This window comes from Brevibacillus porteri (assembly GCF_003013475.1).
Taxonomy (GTDB): Bacteria; Bacillota; Bacilli; order Brevibacillales; family Brevibacillaceae; genus Brevibacillus; species Brevibacillus porteri.
Genome location: NZ_PXZO01000033.1, coordinates 26012 through 43117 on the forward strand (window position 1 = coordinate 26012; position 17106 = coordinate 43117).

The 17106-nt window shown below is 47.7% G+C and carries 14 protein-coding genes; 3 read left to right on the forward strand and 11 right to left on the reverse strand.

Annotated features, from left to right (window positions below; genetic code table 11):
- Window positions 1–8: 8 nt before the first annotated feature.
- Window positions 9–341 (forward strand): hypothetical protein, encoded by a 333-nt coding sequence (locus tag C7R92_RS17435; RefSeq protein ID WP_106835120.1) that lies wholly within the window; start codon window positions 9–11, stop codon window positions 339–341.
- 187 nt (window positions 342–528) lie between these two features.
- Here the strand turns inward: C7R92_RS17435 and C7R92_RS17440 are convergent, their stop codons facing one another.
- Complete coding sequence (locus C7R92_RS17440; protein ID WP_106835121.1) at window positions 529–1626, reverse strand: GerAB/ArcD/ProY family transporter; 1098 nt, start codon at window positions 1624–1626, stop codon at window positions 529–531.
- Window positions 1627–1765: 139 nt separating this feature from the next.
- Here C7R92_RS17440 and C7R92_RS17445 point away from each other — a divergent pair, with 139 nt between their 5' ends.
- Window positions 1766–2677, forward strand: a complete 912-nt coding sequence (locus C7R92_RS17445) for an acetamidase/formamidase family protein (RefSeq protein ID WP_106835122.1) — start codon at window positions 1766–1768, stop codon at window positions 2675–2677.
- A gap of 60 nt (window positions 2678–2737) precedes the next feature.
- Here C7R92_RS17445 and argH read toward each other — a convergent pair whose 3' ends face one another.
- Complete coding sequence (gene argH / locus C7R92_RS17450; RefSeq protein WP_106835123.1) at window positions 2738–4183, reverse strand: argininosuccinate lyase; 1446 nt, start codon at window positions 4181–4183, stop codon at window positions 2738–2740.
- Window positions 4180–5439 carry an argininosuccinate synthase gene (locus C7R92_RS17455; RefSeq protein ID WP_069850800.1) on the reverse strand — a complete coding sequence of 420 codons (1260 nt, stop codon included), beginning with the start codon at window positions 5437–5439 and terminating at the stop codon, window positions 4180–4182. The genes argH and C7R92_RS17455 overlap by 4 nt, the downstream gene beginning before the upstream one ends.
- A gap of 276 nt (window positions 5440–5715) precedes the next feature.
- Here C7R92_RS17455 and C7R92_RS17460 point away from each other — a divergent pair, with 276 nt between their 5' ends.
- A complete protein-coding gene (locus C7R92_RS17460) occupies window positions 5716–6255 on the forward strand; it encodes a histidine phosphatase family protein (RefSeq protein WP_106835124.1) in 540 nt (179 codons plus the stop codon).
- Between the two features lie 28 nt (window positions 6256–6283).
- On the opposite strand, the gene C7R92_RS17465 is transcribed toward C7R92_RS17460, so the two are convergent.
- The 8 genes from C7R92_RS17465 to argC form a co-directional block, all read right to left on the reverse strand.
- Window positions 6284–7621: an HD-GYP domain-containing protein gene (locus C7R92_RS17465; RefSeq protein WP_017252248.1), complete on the reverse strand. Its 1338-nt coding sequence runs from the start codon at window positions 7619–7621 to the stop codon at window positions 6284–6286.
- Window positions 7605–8156, reverse strand: coding sequence for a DUF5317 family protein (locus C7R92_RS17470; protein WP_106835125.1), 552 nt, complete (start codon window positions 8154–8156; stop codon window positions 7605–7607). Before C7R92_RS17470 ends, C7R92_RS17465 begins: the two co-directional genes overlap by 17 nt.
- Window positions 8157–8586: 430 nt before the next feature.
- Window positions 8587–9558 carry an ornithine carbamoyltransferase gene (gene argF, locus C7R92_RS17475; protein ID WP_106835126.1) on the reverse strand — a complete coding sequence of 324 codons (972 nt, stop codon included), beginning with the start codon at window positions 9556–9558 and terminating at the stop codon, window positions 8587–8589.
- Window positions 9503–12745, reverse strand: coding sequence for a carbamoyl-phosphate synthase (glutamine-hydrolyzing) large subunit (gene carB / locus C7R92_RS17480; protein ID WP_106835127.1), 3243 nt, complete (start codon window positions 12743–12745; stop codon window positions 9503–9505). Before carB ends, argF begins: the two co-directional genes overlap by 56 nt.
- Complete coding sequence (locus tag C7R92_RS17485) at window positions 12738–13844, reverse strand: carbamoyl phosphate synthase small subunit (protein WP_106835128.1); 1107 nt, start codon at window positions 13842–13844, stop codon at window positions 12738–12740. The genes carB and C7R92_RS17485 overlap by 8 nt, the downstream gene beginning before the upstream one ends.
- 148 nt (window positions 13845–13992) lie before the next feature.
- Window positions 13993–15174, reverse strand: a complete 1182-nt coding sequence (locus C7R92_RS17490) for an aspartate aminotransferase family protein (RefSeq protein ID WP_106835129.1) — start codon at window positions 15172–15174, stop codon at window positions 13993–13995.
- Between the two features lie 18 nt (window positions 15175–15192).
- Entirely contained in the window at window positions 15193–15990 is a 798-nt protein-coding gene (argB, locus tag C7R92_RS17495; RefSeq protein ID WP_069850812.1) for an acetylglutamate kinase, read from the reverse strand.
- Window positions 15991–16003: 13 nt separating this feature from the next.
- Window positions 16004–17044 carry an N-acetyl-gamma-glutamyl-phosphate reductase gene (gene argC, locus C7R92_RS17500; RefSeq protein WP_106835130.1) on the reverse strand — a complete coding sequence of 347 codons (1041 nt, stop codon included), beginning with the start codon at window positions 17042–17044 and terminating at the stop codon, window positions 16004–16006.
- Between the last annotated feature and the right edge of the window lie 62 nt (window positions 17045–17106).

Genomic DNA, 17106 nt, shown 5'->3' on the forward strand with positions numbered 1-17106 from the left:
TAAGTTTTATGAAAATCAGTCAGCTTATATTCACAGCTACACTCGCTGTACCGCTTCTCTTCGGAGTTCAAGTAGCGAATGCTTCTGAAAACGCGACTTATTTTGCTCAAGCTGCCGCTGACCCTGTTTCAGTATCTCTTAAAGTTGGCGGAACTTATCAACTTCCAAAAGGTTATACTTATTCTGTGTTTCCAGGTGACCCAGATCAAATGGAAGCAACTGTATCAGTAGATAAAAACTCTGTTTTGAAAGCAAACGCAACAGGCAAAAACTTAGTTATTCAATTAAAGAACGGAAATCCAACTGGAAACTCTTGGAGTGTATCAGTTACAAAAAAATAATAGTGCTTTTACAAAATCAGTATATTAAATAAAAATATGACCCGTATGATGGACACTTTAGTATAGTGCTTCTCATATGGGTCATTTTTGTTTTACTATTGATTGTCTTATCAATACAATTTAACTTTTCTCTGTTCATTAGGAGTGGTAGTAGTTCCACTAGTTAAGCTCTCTACTTCTCACTTTTTTACTGTCCTAATGATCTTTTCCTAATTGTATGCGCGCATAACAGCACCAACGGTACACCGAAGCTATAAGTAAAATCATAGAATGGCCAGTACTTCGAAATGATGTCGCCAAAGACGACGATATTGGGTGAGAAAATCGTGGACATCACCATGAGCAAAATGATGTACGGAAAGATTAGAACCTTGAAGTTGTCGATTCGAAAGACGTGACGGATTCCCAAATGAAAAAACAGGCAATACAGCGTAATTTTGACGCTCACTGCGATAAACCAGATCACCGCGATAATCGCTTCTAGCCGCTGAATGAAATCCCCGAGCTTCAACTGTTTGATGAGAACATAGGTCGGATAAAAATGCCGCGCAGTCTGATCTGCCCCCAAAACAAGGATGCACATCAGCATGATGATGAACAGCACAATTCCCCCAAGCAATGTCCCCAAGAAAAATGATCTCATCCGTTTTTGGATGGGCGAGACGAACGGAAGAACCGCCATAAAAATGACCAGCTCTGAATAAGGAAAGGCAATTGCAGCCGTAGATCCCTGCAAAATAGGCTTCCACCCATTTTCAAAAACAGGTGAAATTCTCGATATTTCCGCCTGTGGCAGCAGAGTAATCATGAGTAAAACAAAAAAGAAAAAGAACCAGACAAAATAGATTTCTGCCGATTCTGCGACTGTTTGCAGTCCCAAACTCACACCAAACATAATCACAATGACAAACAACAGCTGTATCGCGAATCTTGGAGTCGAGACTAATAGATGCGTGCCAACAAAGTCGCCAATTTCCATCACATGCGCCCCTGCTGAAAACAGCGTATAGCTAATAAACGAGAGTGTAATGATCGTTCCTAATACTCTCCCAACGGTTTGATCAACGAAGGTGAAAAAGTTTTGACTCCGACAAAGCTTCCCCACCGCTATGAGTAAGACAATATTGAGCAGTCCCACCACAAGCCCGATTAAGACAGATATCCACGCATCGTGTTTAGCGAGTGCAGCCGTCATGCCAGGTAGGACGAGAACGGAGTCCCCAATGGTAACAAGGGTGACGAGCATCAATAGTTGACGAGGACTGATCTTGTAGCTCTCTTGCATGATTGCTCCCTGCTCTCTTTAGGCCTTCGATTCCTTTGTACAATTATTTCCTCCATGAATCGGCGCTAAACACATAGGCATTTCATGCTATGATAAAGAAATATATGTAAATTTCGAAATGGACTGGAGGACTGCAACTATGTACAGAGTAAAAAAGCAGGACGTGATTTATGCCATGTCTCCTGAGAATCAGCCAGTCTTGAAGGTAGAAGCAGGCAGTATCGTAACGGTTGAAACCTGCGATTGCTTCGAGGACCAAATCCAATCAGCTGACACCGTGTTTCAAGAGCTTGATTGGAATCGGATCAACCCCGCTTCCGGACCTATTTATATAGAAGGAACAGAACCAGGCGATATTTTGGTTGTTAATATTCAGAAAATTGAGATTAAAAATCAAGGTGTAATGGTTACTGGACCAGAACTGGGTGTAATGGGATTCGACCTGCAAGAAAATGTAATCAAAATGATTCCGATACAAGATGGACAAGCTGTATTGTCAGACAAGCTTCAGGTTCCAATCAATCCCATGATTGGCGTAATTGGAACAGCTCCTGCCAAAGAAGCCATTTCATGCGGTACGCCAGGCGATCACGGCGGCAACATGGACTGCAAGCAAATGCGCGAAGGTACTACATTGCTTTTACCCGTAAATGTTCCCGGCGCATTATTTGCCCTGGGTGACCTTCATGCTGCAATGGCTGACGGTGAAGTAGCTGTATGTGGCGTGGAAATTGCTGGGGAAGTAACCGTAAAGCTCGATGTGATAAAAGGAAAACAGTGGCCGCTACCGATGGCAGTCAACCAAGAGCACCTGATCACGATTGCATCGGAAAAAGAGCTGGACAAGGCAGCGGATCGAGCGGTAATCAACATGGTACAATTTCTACACGAAGAGCTGGGAGTAGAAAAAGCCGAAGCCACCTTCTTGCTCTCCGCTGCGGGAGATTTGCGTATCTGTCAGGTCGTCGATCCTTTAAAGACAGCCCGCATGGAGCTGCCTCTTGCGTACGCAACTGCATTAGGCTTTGATTCGAAAATAGTCGGTAGATAAGGATAGAACGCAAAAAAACCCCAAAGCTCTGGGGTTTTTGCTTTACCTACAAGTACGTTTTTATGCAGGTGAACCGACATCGATCAGGGATTCAATCATGACCTTTTGACTGTTTTTGTTTACCCAAGCATGTGTTTCTACCAGTTGCTTGCGGTACCAATCCATTTGTACTTCTACCTGATTACGAGCGGTCCCACCCAGCACGTTGCGTGCATTGACAACTGTCTCAACAGCGAGAGCGTCATACACATCTGCCCCAATAGCCTCTGAGAAGCTCTGGAATTCTTCCAAGGTCAGATCGAGAAGATACTTTTGCTGTTCGATGCAGTACAAGACGGTTCTCCCTACGACTTCATGCGCCTGACGGAACGGCATGTCTTTGCGAACCAAATAATCTGCCAAGTCTGTCGCATTGGAAAAATCGTTGGTAACTGCTTGACGCATGCGATCTGCTTTGACTTGCATCGTCTTAATCATCGGCGTGAGCAACGCTAGCGCACCATGAATGGTAGTTACCGTATCGAACATGCCTTCTTTATCTTCTTGCATGTCCTTGTTGTAAGCCAGCGGCAAACCTTTCAATACGGTCAACAATCCAAATAGATTGCCGTAAACACGCCCTGTTTTTCCGCGAACCAGCTCTGCTACATCAGGATTTTTCTTTTGCGGCATGATACTGGACCCCGTGCAAAATGCATCGTCTAGCTCCACAAAAGAGAATTCCTGACTGCTCCAGATGACGAGTTCTTCGCACAGACGGGAAAGATGGGTCATGACCAAAGAAGCATCAGCCAAAAATTCGACAATGAAATCACGATCACTCACTGCATCCATGCTGTTTTGATAGATACCATCAAATTGCAGCAATTCCGCTACAAACGTGCGGTCAATCGGGAATGTCGTACCTGCGAGGGCACCTGCTCCAAGCGGCAGCACATTCACACGCTTCCACGTCTCGGTCATCCGTTCGATATCGCGTTGCAGCATGGACACATACGCCATCAGGTGATAGCCAAACAATACTGGTTGCGCACGCTGCAAATGTGTATAGCCTGGCATGACGGTATCGAGATGCTGGCTCGCTTGCTCGAGCAATGCCTCTTGCAAATACATCGCCAATTGGATAATCTCCATCAGCTTTTCTCTGAGGTACAGGTGCATATCTAATGCAACCTGATCATTGCGGCTGCGACCGGTGTGGAGTTTGCCCCCCACCGGACCGATCTCTTCAATCAGCATCTTTTCAATATTCATATGCACATCTTCGTGCGCAACGAGAAACTCAGCTTGCCCGCGCTCAATTTTCTCTTTTACCTTTTTCAAGCCAGCGATGATCTGTCTTACTTCCTCCATCGGCAGGATGCCGCACTTGCCCAACATGGCAACATGAGCCAGGCTTCCGACGATGTCCTGTCGCCACATTTTCTGGTCGAAAGAAATAGAAGCAGTATACTCTTCTACGAGTTGATTCGTCGGCTTCGTGAAGCGTCCTCCCCAGAGTTTCATTGCTTGATCGCATCCTTTTCATCCAAAATCTTAATGGCCGTGTTTTTATTCTCGTGCAGTACACCCTCGTTTACCTGTGCGTATACCTTTGTTGGCAGACCCCACAGCTTGATAAAACCGAGTGCTGCTTTGTGGTCGAATTGGTCACCTGCATTGTAAGTCGCCAGCTCATGGCTGTAGAGAGACGATGCAGAGGTGCGGCCTACAACGATCGCATGTCCTTTGTGCAGCTTCACACGTACGACACCCGTTACGTGTTTTTGCGTTTCTTCAATGAATGCCTGAACAGCATTGCGAATCGGCGAAAACCAGAGACCCTCGTAAATCACTTGCGCCAGTTTTTGCTCGACAATCGGTTTGAACTGGGCGACCTCACGTGGTTGCGTCAAGAATTCCAGCTCACGGTGAGCCAAAATCAAAGTAGTTGCAGCCGGTGTCTCGTAAACTTCGCGAGATTTGATGCCCACCAAACGGTTTTCCACATGGTCGATACGGCCTACACCATGGTTTCCAGCGATTTTGTTCAGCTTGAGAATCAGCTCAGCCAGCGGGAGCTCTTCGCCGTTCAATGCAGTTGGCTTCCCTTGCACGAAGGCGATTTCGATTTCTTCTGCCTCGTCTGGTGCATCCGTGATTGACTTCGTCAAATCGTATGCACCTTCTGGAGGAGCAGCCCATGGATCTTCCAGAACACCGCACTCGCAGCTTCTGCCCCACAAGTTTTGGTCAATGCTGTATGGATTGTCCAGATCGATTGGGATCGGGATATTGTTCTTTTTCGCATATTCAATCTCTTCGTCACGCGTCCAGCCCCATTCCCGAACCGGCGCCACGATTTTGATATCCGGGTTCAACGCTGTAAAGGAAACATCGAAACGTACCTGGTCGTTTCCTTTTCCTGTGCAACCGTGTGCGACAGCTACCGCGCCTTCTTTTTCCGCGATTTCAACCAGCACGCGCGAAATCAAGTAACGCGACAGTGCAGACACCAGCGGATACTTCCCTTCGTACATGGCGTTTGCCTTCAAAGCTGGCAATACGAATTCTTCTGCGAATGCATCTTTTGCATCCACTACGATTGATTTCAATGCCCCTACCTGCAATGCTTTTTTCTGTACGAAATCGAGATCTTTCCCTTCCCCCACATCCAATGCAACTGCAATGACATCGTAGTTATACGTATCTTGCAACCATTTAATTGCTACCGATGTATCTAAACCGCCTGAATAGGCCAACACAATTTTTTCTTTTGCCATCATTCTCTCTCCCCGTTTCGAAGTTTCTCTCATGCGAGTAATTATACAAACGAACTAATAAAAATACAACTATTTTTATTGTATATTTCTTGTGAATTCGCAGACAAAAACAGGAATGCAAAGAAATTATACATTTCTCGCATAAAGAGTATCTTGTTTTTATGCATACTCATTGTCTGTTTATGCATAAACGTTGTGCGATTGAAAGGAAAACGAATCCAAGGTAGAGAATGAGTGAAAGGAAGAATTACATAGGAGAAGTCTGTTGGAGGGATTATGAAAACAATTTATTTGGTACGTCATTGTCAGGCTGCGGGCCAAGAACCCGAAGCTCTGCTCACGGAAAAGGGAGAAGTACAAGCCCGGGAGCTTGCCACCTTCTTCGCAGATTCCCCCATTGATCGAATCATTTCGAGTCCATATCATCGGGCGATTGCTACCATCCAGCCTCTTGCACAGGAGCGCGGAATCGTGGTTGAAGAAGACGCGCGTTTGGTCGAGCGCGTCCTTAGCGGAGTGGCACGTGAAGATTGGTTCGAGCGACTGCGCGATACGTTCGATGACCTGACTCTTGAATTCGAAGGGGGCGAATCCAGTCTCACTGCTATCAACCGGGCAAATTCGTTGCTCACTGAGATTTTGGCAGATGCGCACAAAGAAATCGTGCTTGTTAGCCACGGATGCCTGCTGGCCTTGCTCATGAAATCAATCGATGACCGCTTTGGCTTTCACGATTGGGAGAAATTAAGCAATCCGGATGTATTCAAGCTTACCTGCCATTTAGAAACCAGAGAGATCGTCCGCATATGGTCGTAAACGAATAAAAACAGTTACAAGGGGCAGCTCATCTGATTGCCTCCTGTAACTGTTTTTGTGGGATGGACTCTATTCCGATAATGCTTTGCAACTCTTCGTACGGCAGTCGCTGAACGATTCTGATAAAATGCTCCGCCAATATCGGATCAAATTGGGTACCAGAGCCCCGTCTGATTTCTTGAAGCGCTTCCTCCACAGGCAAACCTTTTCGATAAGGCCTGTCCGCAACCATCGCATCGAAAGCGTCTGAAATGGCTAAAATTCTCGCCATCAACGGAATCTCATCCCCAGCTAAACCATCCGGGTATCCCCTTCCGTCTATTCGCTCATGATGGGAGCGGATCGCAGGAAGCAATTCGTTGAACATCCCTGCTTGCAAAATAATTTCGTAGCCAATGACTGTGTGCTGCTTGATCTTGTCGTACTCTTCCGGGGTCAGCTTTCCTTTTTTATTGAGAATTTCGTCTTCAATGCCGATTTTTCCAATGTCGTGCAGGATTCCCCCGATATAAACATCCTCCACTTTGCGTTCGGACAAACCAATATCTCTCGCAATTTCTCTTCCCCAGTAAGCTACACGCTGAGAATGTCCACTTGTGTAGCGATCTCGTGCGTCAATGGAAGCAGCCATCGTCGTTAAGAAGTTGTGATTGAATGATTTGACCTCTTCTACTTTTTGCTGAAGCCTTTGGAGGTTGTCATAGTAATGATGAAATACGTAACTGATCGTAATAAACGCAATCATCATAGGAATTAGTGGTAGCGGGCCATATGACTCTACTAAGCGGGAACCTACTCCGGCTAAAATTAAAAGCAGCAAGTAAGTCGAGGTAAATCCTTTTGCCATCATCTTTACGGTTCGCGCCCAGGTCATTTGATGAAAATAGGAGATACCCAATCCACATAAAATCAGGTTCACAAACCAATAAACCACAGCCAAAATCAAATCGCTAATAATAGGAGAAACGGTTCCGAAGCCCTCGATCCAATCCTTCAAAAACGCTACTGTCCATATCGTCATTAACAATTGCCCAATATTAATGATAGCTTTTAGCGGATTAAACCTTACCAAGAAAGCAATGATTAAAGATTCAATAACAGCAGCCCATACTCCGACCCATACGCCGTACAACAAGATACCCGAAAAGATTACAGCATTGTTCACTGTTAAAATCGTATTCGATATACGCACGGGAGCAAAACAGGAGAAAATGGTCAGGAGAGTATAGGTAGATAATACCCCCCAATGCTCACGAACTGCCCATTCAGATGAAGATGTGTAAAAAATATAGATTGCTGCAATGACAAATCCAACCTGTACAACAATCCCCTTTATCCAATTTGCATAATCAGTTTTTTGTCGCATAACTTTTACCTTCGCGAAGTTGTAGTAATGAAATGGGTTTATTCATCAATCGCTGAACAAGTAAAAAGGCGCCTAGCATAATAAAAATATCGCCGATGCTAATAATCCGAGGAATGATAGATGGCATGTAGATGACATCCGTCAAAAACGGAAAATTTGAACTTTCCGTCAATACACTATGCTTGAAATTCGTTCCGTTTATAACCGGCTCTAAATCATAAGGAAGCTTTGCTGCTTGAACTAAATCAATGGGCATTTTCCCATTGTTAGACCAAATTGCAATCGCATTCAGAAACCAGCCGATTAAAAATATCCGCATATCCTCAAATTCTCGATTAAAAACGAGGAAAGCCAAAATAAACACATACGCGATCGATATGAAAATGCCACCGATCGCAGGGAATAAGACCGCACAAGCTTGGAGCAGTATGGTAACGACAAGAAGTTTTATTTGCTTGAATTTAGGAAAATCCTTGATTCTTCCCCCTCGCAGCAATGCTACGAGAAAAGATAGGGCAATAACATCCAATAGCATGTTGTTTCCTCCAAGCTTGAAGAAAAAACACCACTCAGCCAAGCGGTGTTTGTTTCTCCAATACGCTTATTATCCAATATGGAAGTTTGCAGAAGTAGCTGCTACGATTGCTACCACCATCATAATTGCCGCGAACCATTTTTTCATTTTCTTTTCCCCCCTTCAGGCATAGTGGAGAAAGCTGGCTTCGCTACTGTCCGTGATGCAGAGGCCAAGCGACCAAGTACAACCCCTGCTCTTCTTTCCTTTTCCATTATGGAAAAGGTTGGATTCGCTACTGGCTCCATACGGACCAAGCGACCAGATACAGTCCGTACTTCTTTGCTTCTTTCTTACCTTTATTTTACACATAAGTGACAAAATTCGGCAATCATAGATTCATAGTCTATTCGATTTAATTACAGATAGTTCTATTTAACTAGAACTATGTTCACACCAGCGCCGCCAATATCGCCTTTTGTGCGTGCAATCTATTTTCAGCCTGATCGAAAATGACAGAGCGCGATCCGTCGATAACCCCTGTTGTCACTTCTTCCCCACGATGTGCTGGCAAGCAATGCAAGAAGAGATAATCACGATTTGCCGCTGCTACCAACTTTTCGTTCACTTGATAGTCGGCAAATGCTTTCAATCGCACCTCATTTTCTTCTTCAAAACCCATACTAGTCCAAACGTCCGTGTATACTGCATCTGCCCCCATGACAGCCTCTATCGGATCGGTGGTCACCATCATGTTTCCACCGCCTTGTTTCGCATATTCTGTAGCTTTTGCGACAATTGTTGCATCCATTTCGTAGCCTGCCGGAGTCGCCACCCGCACATCCAGACCTAGCAGGGCTGCGCCCAGCACCAGTGAGTTCGCCACGTTGTTGCCGTCTCCTACATAGGCGAGCTTGACTCCTTTCAGCTTGCCTTTATGCTCCCAGATCGTCAGCAGATCAGCCAATGCCTGACAAGGATGGTACAGATCGGTCAAGCCATTGATAATGGGGATCGAAGCGTGCTCAGCAAGCTCTTCTACATAAGAGTGGGAAAAGGTGCGAATCATGATGGCATCCACGTACCGAGAGAGAACTTTTGCTGTGTCGCTGATCGGCTCCCCGCGTCCGAGCTGTAGCTCTTTTCCGCTCATGAACATCCCTAGGCCACCCAACTGATGCATCCCTACTTCAAAGGAGACGCGCGTACGGGTCGAAGCCTTGTCAAAGATCATCCCCAACGTCTTGCCTTGCAAAGGCTGGAATGGCTGTCCCAGCTTTTGCAATTGCTTGACGTGAGCAGACAGATGGAGCAGCTCCATCAATTCTTCCCCGTTGAATTCATCGATGCGTAAGAAATCTTTTCCTTTATGCTTTTGTAACGGCAAGTTTTGAAAGTGTTCCAATATCTTCACTGGCTGCATGCGAGCCACCTCTTTTCTTCATAATAGACTTCACGTATAACTCGAACGTATCGACAGCGGAGAACAACGGCACACCTTGTTGTACCATACGGCTTCGCAGAGCAAATCCTGTCCGGCCCTGACGATTGCCTTTCGTCGCAGTAACAAGTGCGACGGCCGCTTCTTCCTTTTGCAATAGCTCGATCCACGCCGTTTCATCTGCCACGACATGCTTCACGACAATTCCTTCGGCTGCAAGCCACTTGGCCGTTCCCGGAGTCGCTGCCAGATTGGCACCGTCTGCTTGAATTTGTCCAATCGACTCTCTTATGCCGTCCTGCTTATCTCCATCTGCCAGAGAAATCATAACTAACTGACCTTTTTGCCAGTCGCCGTACAAATTGTCTTTGAAAGCAAAGGCTTTGCCTGCTGCCTCTTCGAAAGAATACCCCAAGCCGAGAACTTCTCCCGTCGATTTCATCTCTGGACCTAGTACCGGGTCTACGCCGTTCAGCTTGATCGTGGAGAAGACTGGCGCCTTGACGACTGCAAAAGGAATCTCTGGCAAAAGCCCTGTACCGTAGCCCATCTCTGACAACTTTTCACCCAATTGTGCGCGCACTGCCAGTTGAACCATCGGGATGCCAGTCACTTTGCTCGTAATCGGTACGGTCCGTGAAGCACGAGGATTTACCTCCAGTACATAAACCGTTTCACCATCAATGACGAACTGGATATTGATTAACCCCACCGCTTCCATTTCTCTCGCGATTGCTTCTGTATAGCTCGCGATTTTTTGCTTGCTGTCATCTGTCAGCTGAGGAGCCGGGAACAAGGCTACACTGTCGCCTGAGTGGATTCCCGCTCTCTCCACATGCTGGAAAATCCCTGGGATAATGACAGATTGTCCGTCGCATACCGCATCTACTTCTGCTTCCTTACCTGGAACGTATTTATCCACAAGGAGTGGGAAAAACATACTCATGTCCGGATGGTTCAGCCAGTCGTGAATGGTCGCTTTCAGCTCGTCGATATTGTGGACGACTACCATACCTTGCCCGCCGATGACGTACGAAGGTCGCATCAAAACAGGGAAGCCGATTTCCTCCGCAATCACGGTCGCATCCTCCAAGGTCGATACTCCTTTACCGGGGATATGCGGAATGTCCAGCTTGCGCAGCATAGCGTAAAACAGCTCGCGGTCCTCCGCACGTTCGATGGCTGTAAGCGACGTACCCATTACTTTCAGCCCCGCGTGCTCCAGCTTAGCGGCCAGATTGATCGCGGTTTGACCGCCGAACTGAACCATGACGCCCTCAACCTGTTCGCGTTCTGCGATATGCAACACGTCTTCTACGTGAAGCGGTTCAAAATAAAGATGGTCTGCTGTTTCATAGTCAGTGCTGACCGTCTCTGGGTTGTTGTTCACAACGACAGCCGCAATACCGCTTGCCTGAAGCGCTTTGGCTGCATGCACGGAGCAGTAGTCAAACTCGATACCCTGACCGATGCGAATGGGACCTGAGCCAAGTACCAGTACTTTGCGTCCAGACAGTGACTCGACCTCATCTATTCCTTGCCAATCCGAATAGTAGTAAGGGGTTTGGGCATCAAATTCTGCTGCACAAGTGTCCACGATTTTATAAGTAGGCGTAATGCCCGATTCTTGACGCAATGATTTGATTTCGGCAGGTGAAGCACCTACCAGTGAAGCAATGGTTTCATCGGCAAACCCGCGACGCTTTGCTTCCAACAACAGCTCAGGGGTCAGTGTTTTCCGATCGTGGCAAGACAGCTCTACTTCCAAATCCACGATTTTACGCAAGCTCCGCAAGAAAAACGGATCGACACCAGTCAGACTGTGCAGCTCACTTTCTGTAAAGCCTTTGCGGATCGCCTCGGCAAAAACAAACAGTCTGATATCAGTTGCTTCTTGCAAGGAATGTGCAAGCTCGTCACGTGTCCAGGAGGCCAGCTCTGATCGAGTCAAATGTGTGCAGCCCTGTTCCAGGGAGCGAACTGCCTTCAAAAGTCCTGCTTCCAGATTGCGGGCGATCGACATGACCTCGCCAGTCGCTTTCATTTGGGTCCCCAGCTTGCGGTCTGCCAGCGGGAATTTGTCAAATGGGAAGCGCGGGATTTTGACAACGATGTAGTCCAACGCTGGTTCAAAACTAGCGTACGTATAGCCTGTGATTGGATTGAGTACCTCATCCAGCCCGTAACCTAGTGCGAGCTTGGCGGCGATCCGCGCGATTGGATAACCTGTTGCTTTGGATGCCAACGCACTTGAACGGCTTACACGAGGATTTACTTCGATCAGCACATACCGATCGGAATTCGGATCAAGCGCAAATTGAATATTGCAACCGCCTACTACCCCTAGCGAACGAATCACTTTCGTTGATACGCTGCGCAGCATTTGGTACTGGCGATCTGTCAGCGTCTGAGATGGCGCGACGACAATACTGTCTCCCGTATGAATACCTACTGGATCCAAATTTTCCATATTGCACACGATTATGCAGGTGTCATTTGCGTCCCGCATGACCTCGTATTCAATCTCTTTCCAGCCTTTTACACTGCGCTCAATCAATACCTGACCGATTGGGCTAGCTGCAATGCCACCCGCTGCAACTTTGCGCAAGGACGCTTCATCCCCTGCGATCCCGCCGCCTGCTCCTCCGAGTGTATAAGCAGGACGGACAATCACGGGATAGCCTATAGTGTTCGCAAACTCGATTGCTGCTTCTACAGATTCGACTGTATCGCTCTCTGGAACAGGCTCTCCGATTTTTTGCATCAATTGCTTGAACAGCTCACGGTCTTCCCCGTTTTGAATGGCAGCCAGCGGCGTACCCAACAGTTGGACGTTGTACTTTTCCAACACACCCGCTTCTGCCAGCGAAACAGCAAGATTAAGTCCCGTTTGGCCGCCTAACGTAGGTAAGAGGCCATCGGGACGCTCTTTTGCGATAATAGCTGTCACGGATTCCACCGTGAGCGGCTCCAGATATACTTTGTCCGCTACTTGTTCATCTGTCATGATCGTAGCTGGATTGTTATTCACCAGCACGACCTGCACGCCGGCCTCCTTTAGGGAAAGGCAAGCCTGTGCACCTGCATAATCAAATTCCGCTGCCTGCCCGATGACGATCGGACCAGAACCGATGACCAATACTTTATGAATGTGTGGCAATTTAGGCATATCTCTTCGCTCCTACTACGCGCATCGACTGCAAGAATTGGTGGAAAATGTGGGATGTATCACTAGGGCCCGGATGTGCTTCTGGATGGAACTGCACACTGAAAACAGGCAGACTAACGTGACGTAATCCTTCGACTGAACCGTCATTGACATTGCGATAGGAAACCGTTAACTGACGTTTATCCAGAGACTCTTCCTTGACCACGTACCCGTGATTTTGTGAACTCATGTATACTTTCCCAGTCATCAGATCTTTGACCGGATGATTGCTACCGCGGTGACCGTATGCGAGCTTTTCTGTCTTGCCGCCGTACATCAATGCCAATACTTGATGCCCCAAGCAGATGCCTAATGTCGGGTACTGCTCCACGGCTTTACGCCATTCGCTGCAATACGCAAGCAAATGCTCCGGATCGCCAGGCCCATTGGAAAACAACAAGCCGTCTGGTGCGAGAGCATTGATTTGGGCAAAACTCGTATCAAATGGAACGACCGTGACACGGCAGCCCTGTTCGAGAAGTGCATCCAAAATCGATTGCTTCATGCCGAGGTCAATCAAGACGACATGCTCGCCTGTTCCCGGATACCGCTCCACCTGCTGTCTGGATACGTTGGCAACTAATGATTTCTTGGCGTGCTTGTAGCGCAGGGACACAACTTCCTCCACCTGCATAGGCTGATCGGAAATGACACCGAATACGGTACCGTCTTGGCGGACGCGCTTTGTAATCGTTCGCGTATCAATCCCTGCAAGGATCGGGAACCCAAATGCTTCTGCCGCTTGGGCCAAAGTCATGTTTGATTCGTAATGGCTTGGCTCTGTGCATAGCTCGCTGACAATCATCCCTGTCAAAGCTGGCTTGGCTGCCTCATAATCCTTTTCGTTGATCCCGTAGTTTCCGATCAAGGGATACGTGAAGGTAACGATTTGCCCTGCAAAAGAAGGGTCTGTCATCACCTCTTGATATCCTGTCATTCCTGTATGAAAAACCACTTCTCCGAATCCGTTAATGGGGGCGCCATACAGCTTCCCTGTAAAAACCTCACCGCTCTCCAGCGTTAAATATCCTGTACCTAACGCTTGATTCTCTCTATCCATCTATAAAGCCACTCCTCTCCAATGGGCACCGGCCTGATCGCTCTTACCGAAAATTTATGCAACCTTTTGTATTAATATACATTTGAGATTATAAAAATGCAACGAGTTTTTTGACCACTTCCACTCGTTGCATTCTTTGCTTTTTCATCTAAACCTGAAACAGTGCCTCGCTTAATACGTCAATGGCCTGCTTTACTTCATCATCGGTCGTTACAAACGAAGGCAAGAGTCTCACTACTTGTGGACCAGCCATCAGCAGAATGACTCCTTTTTCCCGTGCATACGCGACCAGCTCACCAGCAGGAATCGTTAGTTCCACACCGAGAAGCAATCCTTTTCCCCGAACCGTAACCACTTTGTCTGGATGCTCTGCCTTGAGCTTCTCCAGCTCTTTGATCAATACATCATGGATATGGGCTACCCGCTCCAAAATCTGCTCTTCTTCCATCGTCGTAAGCGTCGCGATTCCAGCAGTTGCTGCCAATGGATTCCCGCCAAAAGTAGTACCATGCGTACCTGGAGCAAACGCTTCTGCTACTTCCTTAGTCGCGACGACAGCTCCAATCGGGAACCCACTTCCCAAGCCTTTTGCCAATGAAATCGCATCTGGCTTCACGCCATATTGCTGGAAGGCAAACCATGTACCCGTGCGACCAATCCCAGTCTGTATCTCATCGATTAACAGGAGCAATCCGTGCGCATCGCACAATTCACGCAGCGCCTTCACCCAGGCCTCTTCTGCTGGATGTACGCCACCTTCTCCCTGGACCAGCTCCAGCATAATCGCGCATGTCTTGTCTGTAATGGCTGACTTGACTGCATCGAGGTCGTTGTAAGGAACGGTGACAAATCCTTGCGGCAATGGTGCGAATCCGTCCTTCACCTTTTCCTGTCCAGTAGCCGTCAGGGTAGCCAATGTCCGTCCATGAAAAGACTGTTCAAAGCTGATGATTTCGTAACGGTCGGTCCCTTTTATTTTTTGTGCATAGCGGCGAGCGAGCTTGATCAAGCCTTCATTCGCCTCCGCCCCACTGTTGCAGAAAAAAGCCTGATCCAGTCCAGACAGACGGCTCAGTTTTTCCGCCAAAATTTCTTGCTGAGGAACATGCACCAGATTCGAGCAGTGCCACAACGTATCGAGCTGTTCGTGCAGCTTTGCCGTTACTTTTGGCGGGACATGCCCTAGTGAGGTCACGGCAATTCCTGAGGTAAAATCGAGATATTGCTTGCCTTGATCATCCCACACCTGGTTTCCTTGTCCTTTTACCAAACTGATTGGCCATCTCGCATAGTTATTCATGAGATGCACAGGCGCTGTAGTTGTATGCATATTCATTTTCCTCCTCACCTAAGCGTAATTGACATTCATACGTACGGTTGTCCCAACTCCCTGCCCCGCACAAACACCGAGCAGATCATCAGCGGTTCCCCGGCAGATGACTACCTGCTCCACGCCCTGTCCGAGAGCGTCGAGAGCTGCCTGAACCTTCGGAATCATTCCACCAGTAATAATCTCTGCCTGAATCATTTCCTGTATCTCTTCTGCACTTGTAGCTGGCACTACTGCTTTGGTTCCGTCTGGCTGAGGCTGCATGATGCCCGGAACGTCTGTCACCATGATCAGTTTTTCGGCGCTGAGTGCAGCTGCAATCGCTCCTGCGGCTACATCAGCATTGACATTAAATGTCTCTGTGCCATCTTCACTAACGGAAAGGGGAGCAATCACTGGGACATAGCCCTGCCCAAGAATCGCTTTCGGAATGGTCGTATCAGCCTTCTTGATTTCTCCTACCCACCCGAGTGGCTTTGACGTTTTTGTTGCCAAAAGAGTCTGACCATCGATGCCACTAACTCCCCACGCCTTGGCTCCTGCCTGCGTCAGCCTTTTTACCAGCGCCTTGTTGATACTGCCGCACAAGACCATCTCTACCACACGCAGCGTGTCCTCGCAGGTAACACGAAGCCCATCGACAAATTGCGGAGTGATCTGAACTCGATCAAGCATACTGTTAATAGCAGGTCCGCCCCCGTGGACGATGACGATCTCTTGTCCTTGCGCCTGCAGTCCAGCAATCGCCTGAAAGAAAGAGTCAGGTAGCTGATCCATAGTGCTTCCGCCACATTTGATCACGACAATTCCTTGCATCTGCTCTCCTCCTCTACGGGTATACTGGTACGAGCGGCAAGCCCGTTTTCTCAGGCAAATCAAACATGACATTCATGTTTTGCACAGCTTGACCAGCCGCGCCCTTCATCATGTTATCGATGACCGACAGCAAGATAACACGCTTCGTGCGCTGATCAACATGGATGGCGATATCGCAGTAATTGGAGCCATAAACTTCTTTTGTATGTGGATGACTGCCTGCAGGACGTACACGCACAAAAGGCTTATCCGCATAAGTAGCTTCATATAGCTCCTGGATTTGCGCTTGAGTGACATCAGTGGTTAGTTGTCCGTAAGCCGTGACTAAAATCCCTCGGGTCATCGGCACCAGATGCGGCGTAAATTGAACAAGCGTCTCTTCCCCGCTTTGTTTATGCAGCTCCTGTTCAATCTCTGGTGTATGCTGATGACTCGCCACTTTATAAGCATGGATGCTTTCATTACTCTCGCTGTAATGAACACCGAGCGATACTCCACGTCCAGCGCCAGACACACCTGATTTGGCATCGACGATCCAACTGTTAGGCTGTACCCAGCCTGTCTTTACCAGCGGAAGCAGGGCGAGGAGCGTAGCAGTGGGATAGCAGCCTGGATTTGCTATGAGACAGGCACCCGCCACTTGCTCTTGATTCCACTCGGTTAAACCGTAAACCGCCGCTTCTACCCATTGGGAAGGGGCAGGCTCATGTTTGTACCACTTTTGGTAGACCGCACCGTTTTCCAGACGAAAATCCCCGGATAAATCAATGACCTTTACGCCTTTTTCGACCAGCTTCGGAGACAGCCCGCTACTTACTCCCGCAGGCGTAGCGAGGAAGATCAAATCGTTCACACCGCTCATGCTGTCTGCATCAATCGGTGACAATGTCGGCAATCCGAGCCCAGCTGCATGTGGAAACGATTTTTCCAAGCTTTCTCCTTCTGATGAACTTGAATATAAATTTGCGATCTCAACATGCGGATGCCCAGCCAAAAGACGGATCAACTCCGCGCCACCATACCCCGTTGCTCCAACAATCCCGACCCGAACCATGCTCTCTCCCCTTTATCTCATTCCGTATTTTTATACATGAATAATAATAAAAATCCATTTGG

Excerpts from the sequence above, each read along its gene's own strand:
- C7R92_RS17435 (WP_106835120.1), top strand. The coding sequence starts at position 9 with ATGAAAATCAGTCAGCTTATATTCACAGCTACACTCGCTGTACCGCTT.
- C7R92_RS17440 (WP_106835121.1), bottom strand. The coding sequence starts at position 1,626 with ATGCAAGAGAGCTACAAGATCAGTCCTCGTCAACTATTGATGCTCGTC.
- C7R92_RS17445 (WP_106835122.1), top strand. The coding sequence starts at position 1,766 with ATGTACAGAGTAAAAAAGCAGGACGTGATTTATGCCATGTCTCCTGAG.
- argH (WP_106835123.1), bottom strand. The coding sequence starts at position 4,183 with ATGAAACTCTGGGGAGGACGCTTCACGAAGCCGACGAATCAACTCGTA.
- C7R92_RS17455 (WP_069850800.1), bottom strand. The coding sequence starts at position 5,439 with ATGGCAAAAGAAAAAATTGTGTTGGCCTATTCAGGCGGTTTAGATACA.
- C7R92_RS17460 (WP_106835124.1), top strand. The coding sequence starts at position 5,716 with ATGAAAACAATTTATTTGGTACGTCATTGTCAGGCTGCGGGCCAAGAA.
- C7R92_RS17465 (WP_017252248.1), bottom strand. The coding sequence starts at position 7,621 with ATGCGACAAAAAACTGATTATGCAAATTGGATAAAGGGGATTGTTGTA.
- C7R92_RS17470 (WP_106835125.1), bottom strand. The coding sequence starts at position 8,156 with ATGCTATTGGATGTTATTGCCCTATCTTTTCTCGTAGCATTGCTGCGA.
- argF (WP_106835126.1), bottom strand. The coding sequence starts at position 9,558 with ATGCAGCCAGTGAAGATATTGGAACACTTTCAAAACTTGCCGTTACAA.
- carB (WP_106835127.1), bottom strand. The coding sequence starts at position 12,745 with ATGCCTAAATTGCCACACATTCATAAAGTATTGGTCATCGGTTCTGGT.
- C7R92_RS17485 (WP_106835128.1), bottom strand. The coding sequence starts at position 13,844 with ATGGATAGAGAGAATCAAGCGTTAGGTACAGGATATTTAACGCTGGAG.
- C7R92_RS17490 (WP_106835129.1), bottom strand. The coding sequence starts at position 15,174 with ATGCATACAACTACAGCGCCTGTGCATCTCATGAATAACTATGCGAGA.
- argB (WP_069850812.1), bottom strand. The coding sequence starts at position 15,990 with ATGCAAGGAATTGTCGTGATCAAATGTGGCGGAAGCACTATGGATCAG.
- argC (WP_106835130.1), bottom strand. The coding sequence starts at position 17,044 with ATGGTTCGGGTCGGGATTGTTGGAGCAACGGGGTATGGTGGCGCGGAG.